Source organism: Stenotrophomonas sp. CASM106, assembly GCF_049384825.1.
Classification (GTDB): domain Bacteria; phylum Pseudomonadota; class Gammaproteobacteria; order Xanthomonadales; family Xanthomonadaceae; genus Stenotrophomonas; species Stenotrophomonas muris.
Genome location: NZ_JBMRFS010000005.1, coordinates 21088 through 41748, shown reverse-complemented (window position 1 = coordinate 41748; position 20661 = coordinate 21088). Strand labels below are relative to the sequence as shown.

At 64.6% G+C, this 20661-nt stretch carries 28 protein-coding genes; 9 read left to right on the top strand and 19 right to left on the bottom strand.

Translation table 11 applies throughout. The annotated features are described in order from the left end of the window. Position 1: 1 nt before the first annotated feature. The 13 genes from VG556_RS13325 to VG556_RS13265 all read right to left on the bottom strand — a co-directional run bounded on the left by VG556_RS13325 (position 2) and on the right by VG556_RS13265 (position 7661). Complete coding sequence (locus tag VG556_RS13325; RefSeq protein ID WP_064237456.1) at positions 2-559, bottom strand: phage tail protein I; 558 nt, start codon at positions 557-559, stop codon at positions 2-4. After that, positions 552-1442 (bottom strand): baseplate assembly protein, encoded by an 891-nt coding sequence (locus VG556_RS13320; protein ID WP_423180003.1) that lies wholly within the window; start codon positions 1440-1442, stop codon positions 552-554. Before VG556_RS13320 ends, VG556_RS13325 begins: the two co-directional genes overlap by 8 nt. A gap of 86 nt (positions 1443-1528) precedes the next feature. Continuing rightward, on the bottom strand, positions 1529-1990 hold the full coding sequence (locus tag VG556_RS13315) for a phage virion morphogenesis protein (protein WP_053461909.1): 462 nt from the start codon (positions 1988-1990) through the stop codon (positions 1529-1531). After that, positions 1987-2472, bottom strand: a complete 486-nt coding sequence (locus tag VG556_RS13310) for a phage tail protein (RefSeq protein ID WP_423180002.1) — start codon at positions 2470-2472, stop codon at positions 1987-1989. Before VG556_RS13310 ends, VG556_RS13315 begins: the two co-directional genes overlap by 4 nt. Continuing rightward, the gene (locus VG556_RS13305) at positions 2469-2993 is read right to left on the bottom strand and encodes a hypothetical protein (RefSeq protein ID WP_053461911.1); all 525 of its coding nucleotides are present in this window, start codon (positions 2991-2993) and stop codon (positions 2469-2471) included. Before VG556_RS13305 ends, VG556_RS13310 begins: the two co-directional genes overlap by 4 nt. Beyond that, the gene (locus VG556_RS13300) at positions 2993-3628 is read right to left on the bottom strand and encodes a glycoside hydrolase family 19 protein (protein ID WP_423180001.1); all 636 of its coding nucleotides are present in this window, start codon (positions 3626-3628) and stop codon (positions 2993-2995) included. The genes VG556_RS13305 and VG556_RS13300 overlap by 1 nt, the downstream gene beginning before the upstream one ends. 1 nt (position 3629) lies before the next feature. Next, positions 3630-3905 carry a phage holin family protein gene (locus VG556_RS13295; RefSeq protein WP_014648128.1) on the bottom strand — a complete coding sequence of 92 codons (276 nt, stop codon included), beginning with the start codon at positions 3903-3905 and terminating at the stop codon, positions 3630-3632. Then, positions 3898-4251 (bottom strand): putative holin, encoded by a 354-nt coding sequence (locus VG556_RS13290; protein WP_049405104.1) that lies wholly within the window; start codon positions 4249-4251, stop codon positions 3898-3900. Before VG556_RS13290 ends, VG556_RS13295 begins: the two co-directional genes overlap by 8 nt. 2 nt (positions 4252-4253) lie before the next feature. After that, the gene (locus tag VG556_RS13285; protein ID WP_014648126.1) at positions 4254-4469 is read right to left on the bottom strand and encodes a tail protein X; all 216 of its coding nucleotides are present in this window, start codon (positions 4467-4469) and stop codon (positions 4254-4256) included. Then, complete coding sequence (locus VG556_RS13280) at positions 4469-4936, bottom strand: head completion/stabilization protein (protein ID WP_423180000.1); 468 nt, start codon at positions 4934-4936, stop codon at positions 4469-4471. The genes VG556_RS13285 and VG556_RS13280 overlap by 1 nt, the downstream gene beginning before the upstream one ends. Before the next feature lie 104 nt (positions 4937-5040). After that, positions 5041-5748: a phage terminase small subunit gene (gene gpM, locus VG556_RS13275; protein ID WP_423179999.1), complete on the bottom strand. Its 708-nt coding sequence runs from the start codon at positions 5746-5748 to the stop codon at positions 5041-5043. Between the two features lie 2 nt (positions 5749-5750). Continuing rightward, positions 5751-6767 (bottom strand): phage major capsid protein, P2 family, encoded by a 1017-nt coding sequence (locus VG556_RS13270; RefSeq protein ID WP_423179998.1) that lies wholly within the window; start codon positions 6765-6767, stop codon positions 5751-5753. Between the two features lie 33 nt (positions 6768-6800). Further along, a complete protein-coding gene (locus tag VG556_RS13265) occupies positions 6801-7661 on the bottom strand; it encodes a GPO family capsid scaffolding protein (protein ID WP_423179997.1) in 861 nt (286 codons plus the stop codon). Positions 7662-7815: 154 nt separating this feature from the next. On the opposite strand from VG556_RS13265, the gene VG556_RS13260 reads away from it, so the two are divergent. The 4 genes from VG556_RS13260 to VG556_RS13245 are packed head-to-tail and all read left to right on the top strand — an operon-like array spanning position 7816 to position 11468. After that, entirely contained in the window at positions 7816-9573 is a 1758-nt protein-coding gene (locus VG556_RS13260) for a terminase ATPase subunit family protein (protein WP_423179996.1), read from the top strand. Further along, positions 9573-10586 carry a phage portal protein gene (locus tag VG556_RS13255; protein WP_423179995.1) on the top strand — a complete coding sequence of 338 codons (1014 nt, stop codon included), beginning with the start codon at positions 9573-9575 and terminating at the stop codon, positions 10584-10586. Before VG556_RS13260 ends, VG556_RS13255 begins: the two co-directional genes overlap by 1 nt. Further along, positions 10583-10840 carry a Com family DNA-binding transcriptional regulator gene (locus tag VG556_RS13250; protein WP_081307635.1) on the top strand — a complete coding sequence of 86 codons (258 nt, stop codon included), beginning with the start codon at positions 10583-10585 and terminating at the stop codon, positions 10838-10840. Before VG556_RS13255 ends, VG556_RS13250 begins: the two co-directional genes overlap by 4 nt. After that, entirely contained in the window at positions 10758-11468 is a 711-nt protein-coding gene (locus tag VG556_RS13245; RefSeq protein WP_142235549.1) for a DNA-methyltransferase, read from the top strand. Before VG556_RS13250 ends, VG556_RS13245 begins: the two co-directional genes overlap by 83 nt. Before the next feature lie 54 nt (positions 11469-11522). Here VG556_RS13245 and VG556_RS13240 read toward each other — a convergent pair whose 3' ends face one another. Then, entirely contained in the window at positions 11523-12293 is a 771-nt protein-coding gene (locus VG556_RS13240; protein WP_423179994.1) for a hypothetical protein, read from the bottom strand. A gap of 726 nt (positions 12294-13019) precedes the next feature. On the opposite strand from VG556_RS13240, the gene VG556_RS13235 reads away from it, so the two are divergent. After that, positions 13020-13364 carry a hypothetical protein gene (locus VG556_RS13235; protein WP_245003204.1) on the top strand — a complete coding sequence of 115 codons (345 nt, stop codon included), beginning with the start codon at positions 13020-13022 and terminating at the stop codon, positions 13362-13364. An 18-nt stretch (positions 13365-13382) separates the two neighbouring features. Here the strand turns inward: VG556_RS13235 and VG556_RS13230 are convergent, their stop codons facing one another. The 3 genes from VG556_RS13230 to VG556_RS13220 form a co-directional block, all read right to left on the bottom strand. Further along, positions 13383-14045, bottom strand: coding sequence for an SOS response-associated peptidase (locus tag VG556_RS13230; protein WP_423180027.1), 663 nt, complete (start codon positions 14043-14045; stop codon positions 13383-13385). Positions 14046-14358: 313 nt separating this feature from the next. Then, entirely contained in the window at positions 14359-15402 is a 1044-nt protein-coding gene (locus VG556_RS13225) for an XVIPCD domain-containing protein (RefSeq protein ID WP_234413122.1), read from the bottom strand. Between the two features lie 103 nt (positions 15403-15505). Then, entirely contained in the window at positions 15506-16105 is a 600-nt protein-coding gene (locus tag VG556_RS13220) for a hypothetical protein (RefSeq protein WP_141098883.1), read from the bottom strand. 231 nt (positions 16106-16336) lie between these two features. Here VG556_RS13220 and VG556_RS13215 point away from each other — a divergent pair, with 231 nt between their 5' ends. Together VG556_RS13215 and VG556_RS13210 are read left to right on the top strand one after the other, a co-directional pair. After that, entirely contained in the window at positions 16337-16624 is a 288-nt protein-coding gene (locus VG556_RS13215) for a type II toxin-antitoxin system RelE/ParE family toxin (protein ID WP_049403856.1), read from the top strand. A 58-nt stretch (positions 16625-16682) separates the two neighbouring features. After that, positions 16683-16985 carry an addiction module antidote protein gene (locus VG556_RS13210; RefSeq protein WP_032956253.1) on the top strand — a complete coding sequence of 101 codons (303 nt, stop codon included), beginning with the start codon at positions 16683-16685 and terminating at the stop codon, positions 16983-16985. Positions 16986-17157: 172 nt separating this feature from the next. Here VG556_RS13210 and VG556_RS13205 read toward each other — a convergent pair whose 3' ends face one another. Further along, positions 17158-17559: a hypothetical protein gene (locus VG556_RS13205; RefSeq protein ID WP_049403859.1), complete on the bottom strand. Its 402-nt coding sequence runs from the start codon at positions 17557-17559 to the stop codon at positions 17158-17160. 597 nt (positions 17560-18156) lie between these two features. Here VG556_RS13205 and VG556_RS13200 point away from each other — a divergent pair. After that, positions 18157-18927, top strand: a complete 771-nt coding sequence (locus tag VG556_RS13200) for a DUF3011 domain-containing protein (RefSeq protein WP_100450912.1) — start codon at positions 18157-18159, stop codon at positions 18925-18927. 74 nt (positions 18928-19001) lie between these two features. Here VG556_RS13200 and VG556_RS13195 read toward each other — a convergent pair whose 3' ends face one another. Next, positions 19002-19451 (bottom strand): hypothetical protein, encoded by a 450-nt coding sequence (locus tag VG556_RS13195; protein ID WP_032956250.1) that lies wholly within the window; start codon positions 19449-19451, stop codon positions 19002-19004. A 274-nt stretch (positions 19452-19725) separates the two neighbouring features. Here VG556_RS13195 and rocF point away from each other — a divergent pair, with 274 nt between their 5' ends. Then, the gene (gene rocF / locus VG556_RS13190) at positions 19726-20646 is read left to right on the top strand and encodes an arginase (protein ID WP_032956249.1); all 921 of its coding nucleotides are present in this window, start codon (positions 19726-19728) and stop codon (positions 20644-20646) included. Positions 20647-20661 lie beyond the last annotated feature (15 nt).

Sequence of the window (20661 nt, the reverse complement as noted above, 5' to 3'; positions counted from 1 at the left end):
CCTACGGTTCGCTGGCGGCCAGCTGCAGGCGGGTAGAGGTAAGCACGCGGGCCACGCCCAGGACGCCGATGGCGCCCTCGGCGTTGATGCCCTGAGTGAAGGAGTAGTGCGAACGCACGGGCTTGGCGCGGTCCACCGCAGCCATCACTTGGTCGATAAAGTCGGCGGTGGCGTCTTGCCCACCTTGACCGCTGAGGGTCAGCAGCAGCTCGAAGGTGTGGGGCTGGCCAGGCGGGTCCATCTGCCACCACTCGCGCAGCTGCACCTGTCCGCCGAAGCTGGCCACCACGTCGGCAATGCTCTGCGCGGTGCCCTTGTGCCGTTGGATCTGGAACGAGCTGGCGATGCGCGCGCGCTTGATCTGTTCCGGCCACTCGCTGTCCCAGGTGTCCACCGACACCGTCCACGCCAGGAACGGCAGAAACTCCGCCGGGCACGTCCACGGGTTCCACAGCAGGTGGTGAACCATCGGGATGCCCATCAGCTGCGCATCGGCGCCCTCCACGGCCCGTTCCAGCGTGGTGGCATTGGGGGGCAGCAGGGTGCGCACCTCAGTCATTGGTGCCCACGTGTTCGATCACCACAGCGGTGCAGTACGCCGCGCTCTGCGGACTGACCGTGATATCTGCGGCGGGACTGTCCAGCTGCACGCGCTGCACGCCCTCGACATGCAGGGCCGAATACAGCGCCGAGAGAGGAACGTCACGGCCCAGCCGCTGCGACTGGCTCAGGAAAAGCCGCATGCGGCGGTTGGCCTCGGCAATGACCAGGGCGCTGTCAGGTCCGTTGAAGGTGGTCAGCTGCGCGCGGACTTCGTACGGCTCAATGGTGGCTGCCGCCACAGTCACGTGGTCGGTGAGGGGGCGCACGTTCCCGTTGAGCAGGGCCGATTCCACCGCAGCCAGCAGCTGCGCGGAGGGCGTGCCATCGCCCTCCCGCGAAAGCACGGTCACCACGACTTCACCGGGCGAAGGGCTGGCCACGCTGGCGTCGAGTACGGCCACGTCGGCCGAAAGGGTGTGGAAGATGTAGGCACCTTCGGGGCCGGCAACCGATAGACCCTCCGGTGCCAGCTGGATGCGGCGCCGGAAATCGGAATCGCTCTCGTAGACCGCCGGTGTGCCCGTCTCGGGATCGGCGGGGGTCAGCAGCTTTCGCTGAACCCCGTACGGCACAGCCAGGTTGTCGAGGTCGCCGCGCTGGGCGTACGGAAGAAGGAGGCCGCGAGCGCGCTGGTTGAACTGCTCGCGCAGCAGCACCTCTCGGTACGCACTGGCCTGCAGGATCTTCACCACCGGATCGGATTCGACCACGGCGGTGTACTCCGGGCAAAGACGGCGGAACTCAGCCAGACGCTCGGCGTAGATCGACTCGAACGAGCGCTGCTCGAAGATGTCGGGCGCCGGCAGCTTGTCGACTTCGATGGCGGTAAATGTGGACACGACAGCGCCGATTCGGGGATGCGTTTCAGCATCCCATCGCGCGCGCGCGTGCCTATCGGCTACGCCATGTAGGGGGGGCGATTACGCTACAGACCTTCCAGATGGTCGAGGATCAGATCGCGCACAAGCCGTTCGTCGGCTGGCGAGAAGCCCAGCAGGCGCCGACGTGCATAGGTAACGCGGGGACCGCCCTTGCTGACCGCATCGCTGCGGCCCTCCTGATGGATCAGTGCAATGCGCGATACACGGCCGGTGAAGCCGACGGCCACCTCATTTGGGGTCACGCGTACGCGAAGGTGCCGCGCCTGCCGGATCTTGGCGAACATTGCGCCGCGCTTGATGCGCCCGGCCTTGGCCCGACGCAGGGGCGCGGCACGGCGCGCCGCGTACGGCGTGCCATCCGGGTTCTTCTGCGTTGCGATGCGCTGCTGTTGTGCCCGGCGCAGCGCGGTACCGACCTTGCGCGCCAGCTTGCCGCGTTCGGCCGGCTGCAGACGCCGCAGCAGGGGCGCGGCCCAGGCTTCCAGTCGCTGTAGATCCTCGCTCACTGCGTAATCGTCGGCAGGGTGGCGATCTGGACACCGTCTGCGACCAGGGCGCCGCCGGCCAGCGTGTCGGCGTGGGCATCCTCTGCAGGCGGCTCGGGCAGGTGCTGCAGCTGCACGCTGCCATCAGCGGCGCGGGTGACCAACACCCGTTCGGTGAGCGGCATCTTGATGGCCAGATCCACCAGGCTGTCGCCCAGCACGTCCACCTCAAAGGTCAGCTTCTCACGATTGGCAGGGTTGGCCAGTAGTTCGGGCTGGTGACGGGTCAGCCATTGCAGCAGAGGCACCATGACAGCCTCGGGTGCGCTGCCAAAGTCGGTCAGCACCAGGTCCAGGGTGTAGCGGTACTCGAACGCCAGGCCCGGCCGGTAGGTACCGGCCAGGCCGCCACCGTCGACAAAGATCAGCAGCTTGTCGGGGTCGCTGGCCAGTGCCGGGACGGCGGCGACCAAGTGGTCGCGCAGCAGCTGCGGCTTCTTCATGGCGTACCTGCCTGCCGTTCAAGCTCGGCGTGCAGCTCGCGGGCCAGTTCCTGCAAGGCCACTACCTGCTCGGCGGTTGCGTGGCAGGTGGCGTAGTTGCTGGCGACGGTTTCGGCGACCGCAGAGAGCGGAGTGGCGGCGGCGGGCGCATCAGGATTTCCGGCAGGGCCGGCGGTGGGGCTGCCGCTCGCGGCGGTGTCGTGGAGCTGCACGAAGCCAGCAGGAACAACACAGGCAGCATCAGCGTTCGCGGTGACATAGATGGGAACCTCTTTGACGATGGTGTCGCCGCGCTCGTGCACCAGCTGTACGCGGTCCACGTACTCGGTCACGACGCGGGTGGTACCTTCGGCCAGCTTGAGGCTGCTGGCCAGGGCGGCGTTGTCGGCGACCGCCTTGGCCAAGGCCGCGTTGGCCTTGTCCAGCGCGATGGTGGCGCGGCTGACGCGCGACTGCTGGCAGCTGAAGAGGCCGGCTGTGGCCAGCACCAGGGCCGCCAGTGCGAGGGCGCGGTAGAGCATCAGCGTGCCCCCAGCGCGGCCAGGGCGCGCATGGTGCGGGCGGTACGGTCTGCCATGCCATTGGGCGTGGCGCGGCTGCGGGCGTTACCCAGGTTGATGACGCGGCTGACGGTCAGCACGTCGCGCTGATCGGCGTAGGAGTTGAGGCCGTTCTCTTTCCAGAACGCAGCCGCCGCCATGGCGCCGATCTCCGGCTCGATCAGCAGGCCCGGCTGTTCTTCCAGCGGCTGGCCGATCAGCTGCCCCATGCGGCGGTAATTGCCCCGGCCGGTATGCTGCAGCGGGCCACGGCCGCGGAACAGATAGCCGTCGCCGCTGGCCTCGCTACCGTTGCCGTTGCGGTTGGCGTAGACGCGGTTGCCGAGCTTTGCCGGCTGATGAACGAACCCGGCGGCCTCGGCCGGCGAGATGTACCGGCCGAACACTTCGAGCAGGCGTTCGCGGCTGTAGCTGAGCGACTCTTCGACACGCGACAGGCTCAGGCTCTCGTGGCCGATCTGTGCCAGGAAGTAGGCCGCGCGCACCGGCGTGTTGATGCCGAAGCGCCTCATGGCCGCGTTCAGCGCCTCGGCCCAGCGCTGTGCGCGCTGCAGCGGGCACTGCATGATCTGAGCGAGCAGAGCAGGGGTCAGCATGTCAGTTGCTCCCGAACAGGTGGGCCACGTTCCCACGCGCCCGATAGACCGCCACCAGCAGCACCACCAACAGTGCCAGCTGCCAAGCGGTGACGCGGGCGCCGGCGCCCTGCAGGATGATCTGCAGGGCCTGCCCACCAGTGCTGGCAATCAGCAGCCAGGCGCACCAGGCGATGCCGTGGCGATGGTTGGCGTTGGGCGCCGGCCGGTAGGTCAGCAGGCGCACGCAGATGGCCACGCAGCACAGCAGCGTGGCGGTGGTCAGTAGTTCAGCCATCGGAGCCTCCGCGCGGCAGGCGGCTCGGATCGGCGCTGCGGCTGCGCTCGATCAGTGCCAGGGTAAGGGTGATGATGGTGGCCGCACACAGGAACGCGGCCAGGCCGCTGGACGCCACGTCAAACCGGCGCATGACCTCCGTGCCGCCCATGTAGCCGGCCACCACGCTGATGGCCAAGTAGATCAGCCGCTTCCAGAGCGACAGATCCTTGGCCGATACGACGAACAGTGTGGCACCGGCGAACGCGCCGATGAATGCGTCCGTCTCGATGCCCGGCAGCAGCGAGGCGAGGCCGACGCCGGTGGCCAGTGCGGCCATGCTGCCGGTGGAAGTTGGTTCGGTCATCTTCAATCCCATAGCTGGACAAGGGGACGCATCACTGCGCCGGTTGAGGGTGTCGGTACGTCCGGCAGTTCCACCACGGTGCCCATGGGCAGGACAGGGCCATGCAGGCTGATTCCATAGTTCAGCGCCATCACCCTCTCGACCATGCCGGCGGTGGTTCCGAGGTGCCGATGACACAGCGCGTCGATGGTGTCGCCCTGTAGTGAGCGGACGCGCATCAGATCAACTCCACCGTGACCCGGCGCAGCCCTTGCAGATCGCTGATGGCGTTGCGGTGATCGCGCCGCAGTTCATCAATGGTCGGGGTCAGATCGTCGGCGCGTTGATTGCCCTGGGCGGTAGCGTCATAGGACCGGTAGCGCTCGTGCAGCTCCACGGCGGTGCAGCACTGCACTGCGCGCCGGTACAGCTGCAGCAGCACCGACTCTCCGTCGATCTGCTGCGCCGGTATGTCTGCCAGCGCAGCAAAGCCGTCCGCTTCCTTGCGGGCCTGCCACAACGCCAGCTCCCGCGTCACTGAGGCCACGGCCACCACCACGGTGTTGCGCAGCCGCGCCGCCAGCACATCACCCGGCACCCGGATGGCTTCGCGCAGCGCCTCCACGTCGATCTCCGGCCAGAATGCACCGGCGGTGACGGGGGCGAGCTTGGGTGCAGGCGATGCGTTGGCGGTGAATGCGCTCATGGTGTGTCCGTAGGTCGCCGGTGGTCGGGGCGTCACACCAAGGGAGAGAGGTCTTGGTGATCGGCCCCGAGCCGGCGGGGTCGCGGGGTACGCTCGGTGTGAGGTCAGTCGTTGGACTGGCTGTCCTCGAACTTCTTCTTCAGGCGCTCGGCGCGCTTGAGGTCTTCCTTGCCGCCGCAGCTGTCATGCAGCTGGATGGCGGTGCGCAGGTCCTCGATGGCCTGGGCGACTGCGTCGGCGCTCAGCGGCGCAGCCTCGGTATCGGTGGCCAGCAGGCTGCGTCCACGCGCCAGCAGCAGACGGGCGCGCACTTCGTCGGGCATGTCCTGGCCGTCGGTGAGCGTGGCCGCCCGGTCGATCACATTCAGGTCGAACGGGGCGCTGGTCTTGAGCGCGTTCAGCGCGGCCAACCCGATCTCCTCAGCCACCACGCAGGCCGCTGTGCGCTTGTGGGTGTCCGGCATATCCAGACCGTGGGTCAGGACGTACCGCGCAATGTCGAGGCCGGCATCGAACAGCCCGGCATCGAAGTGCCACAGCATCAGCGTAGAGACGATATCGTCCTTGCCGCCGGCGTCCGCCGAAAGCACACCCTGCAGATATGGGGCATAGGACGGCAGCAGTGCAGCCTTGAGCTGAGCCTTGCCCTGCGTGGACTGGATCTGTTTCAGGCGGGCGCGGTCGGAAGCCAGGCGCACCTGCATCTGCTGGTAGATCGTGGTCCCTTCCATCAGGTTGCTGCCGGCGGTGCGCGCCGCCTCCTTCGAGGCGAGCGCACGCTTTACATGGCGGCTGGCGGGGGTGTCGGCCATTGTCAGATCCCGAACTCGATGTTCTCGGCCACCGCGCCCAGGCCGTAGTCCTCCACCACGTAGTCATCGTTGGACGACTCGAAGTTGGCGACGCGGTTCTTGTTCGGCTGCTCGATGATGTGACGGCGGCGCGAGGCAATCTGCCAGTACAGCGACAGGTTGCTCAGGCTGGTCACCATCAGCGACTTGGCCGGGAAGAACGGCACGATGACCGGCTGCAGGCCACCGATGCGCTTGGCGCCCAGGATCAGTTCGGCCGCGACCTTCTCGGTGGGGGCGTTGTCACGGTTGATGATCGGGAAATACTTGTCGTGCACCAGCTGGCGGCCGCAGATCACCACCAGGCTCGGATCTTCCTGATGCCACGGGTCGATCATGTTGGCGACCAGGTCCATCACCAGGGCATCGATGTTGCCGTAGTCAGCGTCGGTACCGCCCACCTTGATCTTGCCACTGCCATCAACGCCTTCGGTCATGACGCGCTCGGGCGCATGCTCGCGGTACTTCTGCAGCCAGCCCTTGTTCACATCCTGCAGCATCGGATTGGCGACGCGGTTGGTGTTGATGGCAATGCTGGTGCCGTGCCAACCGATCATGATCCGGTCCAGTGCCTGGCGCTGGATGATCGCGTCCCGGATCAGGGTCTGGAATTCGGGGCGATGTGCCCAGGCGTCCAGACGGGCATAGGGCAGGGCGGTGTCAAAGTCGGTCTTCTGGCACTCGTAGGTGTTGGACACCAGCGAGGTCGGATCGGACGGGTTGCGCTCGCCATCGCCGCTGGTGTCAGTGCGGCCGGCAATGGTGCCGGTGATGCCAACGCCAACCTTCTGGCCCTTCAGTTCGTTCACGCCGACCATGTTGATCGCCTGCAGGAAGGAACTGCTTTCCTGCATGCGGGCTTCGAGGCTCTGCTGCACGGTCGGCTCGACAGAGAAGGTGTTGGCCACACCGCTGACGTTGTTCAGCGTGGCAACCTGCTGGGTGTAGCCCTCGAACAGGCGGCGGGTTTCGGTACGCATGGGGTAGCTCCGGAATGGTGAGAGAGGGTCCGATCAGCAATCGGTGATGTTGGCGGCGTCCACATCCTTGCCACCCGGAACAACCGGACGCTGGGTGAATGCCTGCGGGGTGTCGTCCAGCCTCTTGCGCAGGCCAGCAACCTGAGTGGACAGCGCCTGCACCTGCTCGCGCAGTGCGCGGTTGTCCTGGCCGAGCTTGGCCATGGCCGCATCCTGTTCACCCACCGCGCCGAGCAGCTGATCGGCGAACTCGGCCACGTTGAACTCGGGATCTTCCTTGGCAGGCGCCGGCGCGGCCTTCTTGCCCAGGCCGAGGCTCGAAAGGAGCGCGGCGACCGGGCCGGGGCGACCCTCCGGCTCATCCTCGGCGGTGAACTTGATGACCGTCTCGGTGGCCTCGGTGAACAGGTTCTCCGGGGCCTGCTTGCGGTCCTTGAGCGGGCTGCTCTCCGGGTGCTGGGCCGAGAACGCGAGCATGCTGGTGCCCAGGCTGGCGGGGGAGTCCGTCACGGCCAAGCCGAACAGGTATGCCTTGCCGCTGTCGGCGAACTCCGGGGAAATCTCGATGCTGGTAAAGACCTTTTGCTTACGGTTGTTGACGATCTCCACCAGGTCGTCAGTTGGCTCCACCTGCGCAAACAGGGCGAGCTTCTTCTTGCCGGCGATATCGACCTCCTCGGCCTTGACTGCCAGCACGTCACCGTAGGCGCGGAAGGGACTATCCGGCAGCGAGCTGCGGATATGCTCCATCCAGATCCGGGCGCCATAGACCTCCGGGTTGTACGTCTCGGCGATCTCGGCAATCTGCTGCCGCTCGATCACGCGGCCATCGGTGGTGGCGCCTTCGACGGCAACACGAAAGAACTCGGAACGCTTCTTGGTTTTGCTGGCCATCTCGCCCTCTGCTGGTGTCGTTGCGCATCGGTTCTCGATGCGATGACCCATGGTCGAATGAGGGCGCTGTAGCGGCAACGCGGTCAGTTTGTAAGCCGCTGTTCTACGTGGGTTTTTCGTGTCGCGCGCGCGTGGCGGCGGGCAACCTGTTCACGTGACCAGCGTAGCCGAAAAACTCCACGTCGATCCACGACGCCAAGCCAAGTTCCTGTACTGGATGGGTTGGCGCGTGTGCGATATCGCCTCGCTGATCGGCGAAAAGGAAAAGACGGTCCACAGCTGGAAGGCGCGAGACGAATGGGACCGCGCAGACACCGTCGAGCGCATCGGCGGCGCATTGGAGGCACGCCTGGCCATCCTGATCCACAAGGAAGGCAAGACCGGCGGTGACTTCAAAGAGATTGATCTGCTGCACCGCCAGTTGGAACGGCAGGCGCGCATTCAACGGTACCAGGGCGGTGGCAACGAGGCTGACCTCAATCCGGCGGTGGCCAACCGCAACGCGGCTCCCAAGAAGAAGGCGCGCAAGAACGAGTTCAGCGAGGAAGAGATCGAGCGCCTGCAGGCGGCATTCGTGGATGGCTGTTTCGACTACCAGCGCGATTGGTACCGGGCGGGGAACGAACGCACACGCATCATCCTGAAGTCGCGCCAGATCGGTGCCACCTACTACTTCGCCCGCGAGGCGCTGATCGACGCGCTGACCACCGGCCGCAATCAGATTTTCCTGAGCGCATCCAAGAGCCAGGCGCACATCTTCCTCGGCTACATGCGGGGCTTCGTGCGTGAGGTGCTGGACCGTGACCTGACCGGCGACCCGATCACCCTGGCTAATGGCGCCGAGCTGTTCTTCCTGGGCACCAACGCCCGCACCGCACAGGGCTACCACGGCAATTTCTACTTTGACGAGTTCTTCTGGACCTACGGTTTCAACCAGCTGAACAAGGTCGCCAGCGGCATGGCGATGCACAAGAAGTGGCGCAAGACCTACTTCAGCACGCCGTCCACCATGGCGCATGAAGCCTTCGATTTCTGGACCGGCGAGCGCTTCAACAAGGGACGCTCGGTGTCCCAGCAGATCCAGCTGGATGTGAGCCACGCGCGCCTGATGGGTGGCCGGCGTTGTGAGGACGCGATCTGGCGCCAGATCGTGACCGTTCTCGATGCGGCGGGCCGTGGCTGTGACCTGTTCGACATCGAGGAACTACGCCGCGACTACAGCGCCGAGGAATTCGCCAATCTGCTGATGTGCGAGTTCGTGGATGACAGCGCCAGCGTGTTCCCGCTAACCATGCTGCAGCCCTGCCAGGTCGATAGCTGGGTCGAGTGGGCGGACGACTACAAGCCGTTTGCCGTCCGTCCCTACGGCGACCGCGCCGTGTGGATCGGCTACGACCCGGCCGAGACCGGCGACAGCGCGGGCATTGTGGTGGTGGCCCCGCCGCTGATGTCCGGGGGCAAGTTCCGCGTGCTGGAACGGCACCAGTTCAAGGGCATGGAGTTCAAGGACCAAGCCGCGTTCATCGAGCAGATCACCAAGCGCTATTGGGTGACCTACATCGGCGTTGATGCGACCGGCATGGGCACCGGCGTTGCACAGCTGGTGCGCCAGTTCTTCCCCGGCGTGACCGTCTTCAACTACTCGCCCGAGGTGAAAACGCGGCTGGTGCTGAAAGCCTACGACGTAATCAATGACGAACGGCTGGAGTACGACGCCGGCTGGACCGACCTCACGCAGTCGCTGCTGGCGATCCAGAAAACCATCACCCCGAGCGGGCGCCAGGTGACCTACACCGCCGGGCGCTCGCGTACCACTGGCCATGCCGACTTGGCCTGGGCACTCATGCACGCGCTGCAGAATGAACCGCTGGAAGGCGGACAGGCTGCGCGCGGCACCATGGAGATTTTCTGATGACCGACACTGACCACGGCGCACCCAGCGCGCCGCCGGCGAGTATCGAGGCGTTCACCTTTGGCGAGGCCAGCCCGGTGCTGGAATCGCGTGGCTTCCTTGACTACCTCGAATGCTGGCGCAATGGCCGCTACTTCGAGCCGCCGGTGGATCTGCAAGGGCTGTCGCGCACCACGCGCTCCAACCCGTACCTGCACAGTGGCCTGACGTTCAAACGCAACATGCTGGTGCGCACGTTCCGGCCGCACCGGCTGCTGACCCGCGAGGCGTTCTCGCAGCTGGCGCTGGATTACACCACCTTCGGCATGGGGTATGTCGAGCGGCGCCGCGCCATGTCTGGTGCGGCACACAGCCTGGCCGTGCCGCTGGCGCAGTACGTGCGCCGTGGCGTGCAGCCCGGTGAGTTCTTTCAGGTGCGCGCCGGGCGGGTAGAGCATGAGTTTCCAGCCGGTGAGGTGTTCCAGCTGCGGGAGGCGGATGCCGATCAGGAAATCTACGGCCTGCCGGAATGGATGCCGGCCGTGCAGGCCGCGCTGCTCAACGAGTCGGCCACGCTGTTCCGGCGGAAGTATTACAACAACGGCTCGCACGCCGGCTACATCCTCTACATGACCGACCCCCAGCCCGAGGGCATGGACGTGGATGCGCTGCGGGACGCGCTTCGGCAGTCGCGCGGGCCGGGCAACTTCAAAAACCTGTTCGTGCACTCGCCCAACGGCAAGAAGGACGGCCTGCAGGTGATCCCGGTCAGCGAGGTCGCGGCCAGGGATGAGTTCACCGGTATCAAGAGCGTGACCCGTGACGACATGCTGGCCGCGCTACGGGTACCGCCGCAGCTGCTCGGTATCGTCCCGCAGAACAGCGGCGGCTTTGGCTCGATCCGGGACGCAGCGGCGGTGTGGGCGGCGATGGAACTTGCCCCACTGCAGACGCGCATGACCGCGATCAACGAGTGGCTCGGGCAGGAGGTGATCCGCTTCGACGCCTTCGAGCTGGGAGCGGCAGCAGCATGAATCAAGCCCGACAGAACCTGCGCTGCGGCGCCTGTGCGCGCCTGTTGGCCAAAGCGGCTGGCGATTACGACCTACAGATGAAGTGCCCCCGGTGTGGGGACATGAACCACATGAAGGCCCAGAGCCTCTCCATGGATCGCCGCGAGCGACACCACGAAGAAGGCTCTACCCATGAAGAACGAACTGATCCACGGCGATGCGCTGACCGTCCTGCCGACCCTGCCGGCCAACAGCTTCGACGCCCTCATCACTGATCCGCCATACGCCAGCGGCGGCACGCATGCCTCCGCCCGTCAGCGCAGTCCGAACGAGAAGTACATGCAGAGCGGTGGCCCGCACCTGCATGCCGACTTCCCCAGCGACGAACGCGACCAGCGTTCGCACCTGGCGTGGATGCACCTGTGGCTGGCGCAGTGCCACCGCGTTCTGCGGGATGGCGCGCCCGTGTTGCTCTTCACCGACTGGCGGCAGCTACCCCTGACCACCGACGCGCTGCAATGCGCCGGCTTCACATGGCGCGGTGTGGCGGTGTGGGACAAGACGGGTGGCGTGCGACCGCAGCGTGGCCGCTTCTCCAATCAGGCCGAGTACGTTGTGTGGGGCAGCAAGGGCGGAATGCCGCTGGGCCGGGCGGCACCCACGCTGCCGGGTGTGTTCCGCGAGGCCGTGCGTAGAGCCGACAAGCACCACCTCACGGGCAAGCCGACCGATCTCATGCGCCAGCTTGTGCGCATCTGTGAGCAGGGCGGCCGCATCCTCGACCCGTTCGCCGGTTCTGGCACCACCCTGGTGGCCGCGGATGCCGAGGGGTACAACTGGACCGGCATTGAGATGACGGCGCACTATCTCGATGTAGCCAGGTCGCGCCTGGCCGCACGGTAAGCCATCCGCACCACAGCCCACCACAAGCCGCCTTCGGGCGGCTTTCTTCATTGCCTACGCCAACCTATCCCGCTGGATTTGAGGCCATCGTGCTTGGAATGAGCGGACTCGTTCGGTAAGGCTGGCTTGGAGGGGCTCAATCTCCGCGCGCCTGCCTTCGTCTACGGATAGGTTCAGGCCGACCAGCCCGATCAGGCACGCGACGACTGCGACCCGGTTAACTATGACCGCCATGTCGTCTGGGCCGACCTGCGATTGAAGCGTGTCCCCGCCGTCATACAGGTCAACAACGATGTTGCCGCCATGCACGAGGCCGTGCCAGTCCTTCACCTCAGCGCCCAGGTCATTCAGCAAGTCCGGTTCGTCCGGGCAGATCGTCGGGCCGACAAGACCCGCGATCAGTCGCGGGCTGAAATCTCTTGGGTCTTTCGGATTGCGCCGAGGAAGCTTCCCCTTTTGGAGGAACGCCGCTACCTCGTCGTCGGTCGCTTCCAATGCGAAGAATGCCGCACGCAGCCAGACCTCCAGCAAAGGGCGCCACAGGGTGAGCACCACGATGTGCGTGCGCACCGGGTCCGTGCGCAGCAGGTGACAGGCCGACCATGCGATGTCCAGAGCGTAAACCAGCAGGCCACCGGCAGCCATGCGCCGCTCCGTCCGAGGGCCGCCAGCACCATCTGCCATTGCCGCGCGGGTGGCGTCGATGACCTGCTGGGCATCGGAAGCCAAGGCAATCAACGATTCGCGGGGAAGGGAGCGTCGCTGCGAGTCCTGGCGGCGCATCTCTGCGAGCGCGCGGTCCATTGCGTCCTTGAGTAGATCCACGTGCCTTGCTCCTGATAGGGGGCAGCAGCATAGCGCCGGGCGGGCGCGACACCGGCTGCCCCAACCCACCTACCGCCGCTGACCTGGGCGCGCGCACTCGTCTCCCCGCCACGCCTGCGCACTTCGTAGGGTGCTTTTTCTGCACTCCCCGCAGCAAAGCCCAGCCCCGGCCCTGTATGGCGTTCTCCGGGGTTTCCAGCCAATGCCCGGCCCTGCGGTTCCCTGCGCGAGAGGGGCGTCTGCGAGGCCCTCTGCGGGCGTTTCCTGGCCCTTCTCGACAGGCCCGATTTTTCAGGTGACCACGGGAAGGAGGTAACCAGGTAACACGCAGCCTCGGACAGGGCCTAAGCCTTTGATTGCAAAAGCATAAAGGTGGTTACCTTTTGAGGTGATGGGAGGTAATTTTCTGCCTCCTACAAAGTAATGTCATTGATTCATAAGGAATTTTTCCCCTGCCGATGTTACCTCCCCAAAAGGTAATCGGGTTACTCGAAGGTTACCCTATTGTTACCTTCATAAAGATCGTATAAGTAATTGATTTTAAACGTTAAGGCGCCGAATTCGAGGGGCTGATTACCTTTGTTACCTCTTTCCCGTGGTCACCTCAAAAATTGCTCTCTATCGCGCGTAAGGGGGCCATCCGCTTCCCTGCCGCCGCACGCGTTCACGCCTGCAGCCCGCGCCCTTGTCGCAGCGTTTGCGACGCCCAGCCGTATCCTGCCGGCCATGCCGCTGCCCCCCGACTTCTACTGGACGACGCGCTCTGCCAGCCTCCCGGACGATGCCCCCACGGTCATCGCTTGCAGCGGCGTGTGGGTGGTCGTACTGATGCAACGGGTGAACGACGGGATCTGGATCGCCAGTCTCGACCGGCACCGGCATGGTCCCGGCGGGCCGTTCCGCTGGTGTACCAGCTACGAGCAGGGGCGGGCCGGCGCCGAGATGTGGGTGACCAGGCACGAGACCCGCCTGCGCGAGGATGTGGCCAAGATCGAGGCCTATCGAGAGGCGGTGCGGGCGAACAGGCTGAAGAAGCTGCACATCAAGCCACCCTTCGGATGGGAGGGGTAGACGCCTGCCGGCATACGCTCAGGCTACGGGCTGCAGGAGCTGCTCGGTGTTGTTGCGTGGGGTGTTCACAGCCCGGCTCACGCGGTAAGCCTGCATAGCGGGCGGCTCGGAAGCCAGCAGCATCGCCATCGCTTCCTCCGGCTCAGCCGTGAGCCACGCGTCGAGCTGGCCAGGGTCGATCCAGACAGGCATCCGGTCGTGGATATCGGCCGACACGCCGCTGCTGTCGCCGGTGATGATGGTGAAGGTGCCCAGGTTGCCGTCAGGCAGCAACGGGCTGGTGTCCTCCCACAGCCCTGCAGCCCAAAGTGGGCCGGCTGCGTGGATGAACCAGGGGTCTTTCTTGCCGTCCACCTCGCTGATCGACCACTCGTAGTAGCCGGCCATCGGCACTAGGCATCTGCGCTTCTTGAACGCGGCCCGGAAGCTGTTCTTGGTGGCCACCGTCTCGATGCGTGCATTGATGGTCGAACCCTGCAGGTTCTTGGCCTTGGCCCAGAACGGCAACAGGCCCCACGCTAGCCGAGACAGCTGCCTGCCTGTTCCTCGATCGAGGATGACCGACGCCCGCTGGGTGGGCGCAGGTTGTAGCTCGGCGGGATCTCGGCCAACGCCGGCGCGAGGTCGACCAGCGACGGCATGCCGAAGTCTAGAACCGGGCGTTGGACGAAGCGGCCGCACATGGGGCACAGCCTAGCCGTTGCTGCCGTGCGCGGAGCGTGTAAGCGGTGCCTGCAGCTCCGGGACACCCCCTAAGCCACCGGGAAAATTCAACCATGCGACCACGAACCACAGGCGTTCCACGAACCGCCACCGGGAAAAAGACGGCACATAAGTGGATGATTTCATTGGTTAATCCAACTATCTTGTAAACAGTAGGTCATCCGTTCGATTCGGATAAGCGGCACCATCCCCATGAGTCAGTGCCTCTTTGCGCTGCTCCAGGTACTCGCCCAGTGGTTCGAAAGGCGGTACACCCGGTGCCTCGGCAGTACTACCTTGAGAATGATGGTCCGTCCTGCGCATGGACCTGCTGCGCTGACTGCTGTTCAAGATTTGCTGCCAATGAATCAGCGCGATGAAGTGACTCTGCTTCAGGCGCGCGGAGCGCGTCCATCGTATTCATGGTTCCACGGCGTTGGGCAGGATCGTCCATCGCTCCCTCGACGATGAATACTCTCTCGCCACGTGCAAGGGACTCTGTCGGGTTGTTCACTACAACGTGGTCAACTCTTGAAAGCCCTTGCTCCTTCGCGAGCACCAGCAAACTCGCGGACATGCGTTGACTCGACTCATCCCACTGCTTCCCGCTCTCGGCATCCAGGCGTTCCACACCCGCTCTTATCTGCTTATAGAGAGAACGGTCAGCATCGCAGAGTTCAGCTACTGAGAAGGTAGCTCGTTGCAGCGAAAGTGAGTCGTCGGCGACCACGGCGACTCTTTCCGCAGCCGAAGTGCGCTCGGCGTCAAGTTCTGGCTCGGGCCTACGTCGACGCTGCGTGGGTCCTATGTGCTGATCATAGTGCGCGCCATAGTAAAGCTCGTATGTCGCATGAGGACCAACAGAAGGAGCCTCTGTTTTGAACACTTCAGCGATCTGTCCAAGCGCTTGGTTTCGATTGATCCGCCCGGCCTGGAGTTCAACGGCAATAGCTCCATACTGTTGTGGACGATTACCCGTGCCGGACACACCAATGTCCGGCCCACCAGCTGCAATGAGTTCACGCTGGACCTGGACATTACTGAGCGTCGCAGCTGCTTCTCCGCGTAGCAGGGTGTTTACATAGGATTGCTTGGACGTCGGATCGGGACGTTCAGTGAAGAGATGGTGCCCCACTTCATGGGAAAGAGAGCGCGCGATTCTGGGGCCTTGCCCAACGGCGTTCTCGTCAATAACGATCTTCTCACCGGGAACAAGATAGGTGCCCCTACCGGCTTGTCCCCAGACAACATCCACATCGTCGCGCTCGGCCTGTGCGAGACCCGCCCGAAGTGTTGGGGATTTCGCCAGAAGCGGCGCCAACGAAGGGTCAGCCAACGGGGACTCCGGCCGACGTACGGGTCCTGGGCGAGGCCCCTCCTGCGGCTGCGGCAGTTCAGAGTCTTCAGTACGTTCCATGTTCGAGCTCCTGCCCAGGGGGTCAACGCTGACTGATCAATACGTGGGTCAATGTCGCATTGTCAGGGGCCAGAGTGAGTACAACCTCAGCACCGTTGACCGGCGCGGTCCAGTAAGGGAGGGAGTCAGGGGCATCAGGCCGAGGTGGATACTGCGCCGTTCCCTCCCAGATGACTTCTTTGAGCGCGACGCTCGGTGGCGCGACATCGAAGGTCAGCTTCGCCTGCGCAGGATTATCGACAGCACTTCTCAGTGTGATGTTCCGAACTTCAAGGCCGCCCAACATTCCACGTTCTGCGGTTCGCTCGTCTCTCAGGCCCTGCCGAGCCGGTTTTCCAAGATGCGTGTGAAGCTGTTCGTTCAATGCATCGATATCGCCAAAACGCACATTGGACAATCGCTCGATGCTGTTCTTGAATCGCTCCATACCAGCTTCACTCCCTGATTTGATGGCCTGTCTTTGATTCACATGATCTGATGGGGGCGACGTCGCGGCGCTCGAACATGCTGTCAGCACAAGCGCCGGAATAACGATCGCGAGGCGACGACGCGCTGCGATCCAGAGGCGGCGCCGACGTCCGCGTTTTGATGAAGAATCGCATTTCTCGACCCACGCATCCATGAAAGCATCTCTCGCGCCAATGTCACGCTCTTGAATCTAGCACAGCGTTTTGTGAGTACGGATCGGGTTCCCGTGAAAAATGAGCTACTGAAAACGCACCCGGTTCCACTTTCCAGTTTGAAAAACGGGGCGTCAGCTGCGAGGGAGGAAACATCAGACGGAAGGCCGAGCACACCTCCATGCGGGCAATCCGATAGTTGAAAGACTGTAGCCGGTAGGCTACAGTCCTCCATGAAGATCCAGCGTACCCGTCAGTTCGCGACATGGATTGACGCTCTCAAGGACGTAACTGCACGCGCTCGCATCCTGGCTCGCATCGGTCGGCTCGCCGAAGGCCAGCCGGGTGATCACCGCTATCTGGGGGACGGTATTTCCGAACTGCGTATCGATGCAGGGCCGGGCTACCGCCTGTACTACACCCAGCGCGGCAGGCAGTTGCTGATTCTTTTGGTCGGAGGTGACAAAAGCTCACAGCAACGCGATATCGAAAAGGCCAGGGAGATTGCATTTGCCCTGTGAGCTTCGAACCGGCTGTAGTCGAAACGAATCAATACCGAAGTACTGGAGCTGTTCCATCATGGCCACTAAGAAAAAAGTCGAACTCAAAGCATTTGATGTGGCCGAACATCTTCGGACACCCGAAGAAATGGCCGCCTATCTCGACGCCTGCATCGACGAAAGCGACGGCGATTCCGCGTTCATCGCCAAGGCGCTCGGCGACATCGCGCGCGCTCAGGGCATGAGCAAGGTTGCGCGTGCGGCAGGCCTGTCGCGCGAGAGTCTGTATCGCGCACTGTCCGGCGAGCGCAGCCCTGATTTCGCGACCATCCTGAAAGTGACCCGGGCCCTGGGTGTGCGATTGCACGCCAGCGCAGCATAAGCGCATGCGCCGATCATGATGCGTCGGCACCGCGTCGGTCGAAGGCGGTGGAACGAAAATGAAGGAACCGCCTTTCGCCAGTTTTCTCGCCCCAACCCGCTGAGCCAGCTCAATGCATGACGTGGGCAAATCCATCGATCAACGCCGCACAGACACTGCGACCGCCGCAGCCTCAGCTACGCACCTGCAACGCCACATACTCCGCCAGCCCCCGGCAGGCCAGCATCAGTCCTTCGCGCGTGCCATCGCCGATATCGTCCTTCTCTTCCCCGTCCACGCGCACGCGTTCGGCGGCGTGATACAGCTCCAACAACGACACCAGACCCACCGCAGCGCGATCCCGGCGTGCGGCGGCCACGGCCTGGCCGGGTGTGCTGGCGGGCCCCGTCCACGGCTGTCCATCGGCGGCATCACCGGCGCGGATGCGCTGCAGGCAGCTGGGAAGATTGATCGGCGCGGCTGCCTCGTTGGCGGCGGCGAAAGCGGCTTCCAACGGCTGCGCCAGTTCGGGCGGCAGGCGCAGGGCGGCCTCGCCCAGGGTGGCGGTCAGGTAGGGGTGGTGGGTTCTGGACATGCGGGCATCCTCGTCAGGAACAGAGGTGCCACCGGAGAAGGGTGGCGGGCGATACGTGGTTTCCAATCCCGGGACTGAATGAGCCGGTGGGCACGAGGCCCCCACGCACCGCCCGCCGTCGATCGGCGAACGGATTGCCAGCCGGCGCCGCTTTTGAGAAGTCGACGCCGGCTGGCAAGCGTATACAGCTTTCAGTCTTCGGGTTGGAAATCCCGGCCACCCCGCTGAAGGTGGCAATTCATCATGCGCATGCGAAATCACCGCCTGCCAGTCGTTTGTTTCGATGGCATCGGGTGATCTGAAAGGAAAAATGAATTATCGCGTTTGGCCTGTTTCGAGCAGTGCAATGCCAGAAGCGACAGTTCGCGCAGTGCCGCGAACCACGATACATCCGGCTGCGCCATTGCTGTCGCACGGCCCATCGCGGCCCACGACGTAAAGCTGGCTTAACCGCCCCGGCAGGGCTCCAGGAACACCGTATCAGACCTGAATCCCCGCGCGCGCCGCCGGGTTCTTGATAGTCCTCACGGACAGGCCGCAGCGCCCCACCGCATACTGCCGCTACACGCCCACCCTGGGCCCCTTCGGGATCCGCACATGCGTCGCCATGCCCTGTCGCTCACCGTCGCACTGGTGTCCACCGCTTTCGTGGCCCCGGCCATGGCCGCGGTGCCGTTCTTCAACGCCAGCTGCCCGGGCGGTATCGATGTGCACGCCGACGAAGCCGGCCCCGTTTACGTGCAGGGCCGCGAGGCGGCGCTGAAACGCTTCAACGACCGCTACGTCGAAGCGCGCGATGCCAGCAGTGGCATCACGTTGTCGATCAGCCGCAGCGACGATGGCACGCCGCAGATCAGCTATACCGGCCGTGGCGGCGCCAATGGCATCTGCCAGGTCACTGCCAGCGGAACGCCCGCGCCGGCAGAGCATCGCGACCGCCGTCGCCACGATGAAGACAACGATGCGGCGCTGCCACGCGAGGTGACCTGCGAATCCACCGGCCAGCAGCAGGTGTCGTGCGACATGGATACGCGCGGCAACGTGGAGATGGTGCGCCAGCTGAGCCACACCCGCTGCGAACAAGGGCAGAACTGGGGCCTGTCGCGGCACTCGGTATGGGTGAACGGCGGGTGCCGGGCGGTGTTCCACAATGTGTCCAAGGTGGCGTACAGCGCGCCGGCGGGCGATACCGCGCTGGGTTCCTGCAACATGCGCAAGGGCGCGCAGGGCACGCTGGTGACCCAGATGCCGGTGGGCAGCGATTACCAGGAACTGATCATCGATTATCCCGATGGCCGCTTCCTGTGCATGATGCGCAACAACGGCCAGGTGCAGAGCCTGACGCCGGTTCGTCGCCGCGGCGGTTGAGGTGCCGCGGCGGCAAACCCGCCGTCGGCCGCGTGTCTGAAGGGGGCAATGCGGCACGCGTTGCCCCCGTCCCGTTACTGCTGGTTTACCGGGTCATTTCCCTTCTTGTAGGTGTACCCGGTGACATCCCAGCCGCCGCCATGGCCGGACGAGGGTTCCACCCAGGTGAATTCCCACGTCTGCAGGGAGCCGTCGGGAAGCAGGTTCTCCACCCGGTAGATCTCACCGGGAATGCCCTGCTCCGGCAGCTTGCCGGGAATCGATTCATCCGAGCGTGCAGACGCGCGCCCTACGGAGAACGCACGCCGTTCCACCTGTACGTTGCCGTAGCCCTGTGGGGCGAACGACGGCTTTACCCGCTGCGCCACCCAGTCGAGCACCTGGCGTGCGCTCGCCGTCTGCATGGGATACGCGTCGGTGGTCACCGTATGCGTGATGCGTTGCGAGGAGGCATTGGCAGCTGCCGGAAACAGTCCGCCCAGGGCAATTGCCAGTACCGCAAATCCATTGAGTGCATGTTTCATGTGCGTCGTTCTCCAGGGTTGGGGAAATGAAGCCGCACCGTCCGGGTGCCGACGCAGGGTGGACACAAGGACCGCCGTGGGTAAGAGGCGATGCCGACTCGGGTGTGAAGTGGATCAAGGAAGGGCGGATTTCTGATCGCTCAGCGCTGGAATGCCTGACGGGGGCGCCTTTGTGCTCGCGGCGATCCGGGCATTGCCCTGCTGCACCGCCGCGAGTGGTGTCACACAGCTCTGGCTAGACTGTGCTTCTTTTTCCCCACCGCAGGAGGCACCCATGGCCCATCCCATCTCCGTATCCCTGATTGGCGTTCCCACCGACGTCGGTGCGGGCCATCGCGGTGCACGGCTGGGGCCGGAGGCGCTGCGCGTGGCGGGCCTGCCGGAGGCGCTGGAAGCGCGTGGTGTGGACGTGCGTGACGTGGGCAATCTGGATGGCCCGCGCAACCCGTGGACCGCGCCGGTGGAAGGCTACCGCCATCTGGATGAAGTGGTGGCGTGGAACCATGCACTGATGGAAGCCAGCTACGCCGAGCTGCAGGCCGGCCGCATGCCCATCATGCTCGGCGGCGACCACTGCCTGGGGATCGGTTCGATCACCGCCGTCGCGCGCTGGTGCCGCGAGCAGGGCAAGACCCTGCGCGTGCTGTGGCTGGATGCGCACTCGGATTTCAACACCAGCGATGTCACCCCGTCGGGCAACATCCACGGCATGCCGGTGGCCTGCCTGTGCGGCCTCGGCCCGGAGGCGCTGACCCACCTGGGCGGCAGCGCACCGGCGATCACCCCGGCGCAGATGCACCAGATCGGCATCCGCTCGGTGGACCCTGAGGAGAAGCGCCTGATCAAGACCCACAAGGTGGATGTGTACGACATGCGCTACATCGATGAGAACGGCATGAAGCGCGCGGTGGAGGCGGCGCTGGCCGGCATCGATGAGAACACTCACCTGCATGTCAGCTTCGATGTGGACTTCCTCGACCCGAGCATCGCGCCGGGCGTGGGCACCACGGTGCCGGGTGGGGTGAACTACCGCGAGGCGCAGCTGGTGATGGAGATGATCGCCGACACCGGGCGCATGGGATCGCTGGACATCGTCGAGCTCAACCCCTTGCTGGACAAGCAGAATGCCACCGCCGAACTGGCCGTGGACCTGGTCGAAAGCCTGTTCGGCAAGTCCACCCTGATGCGCGACTGAGGGCCTGGCCTGAAC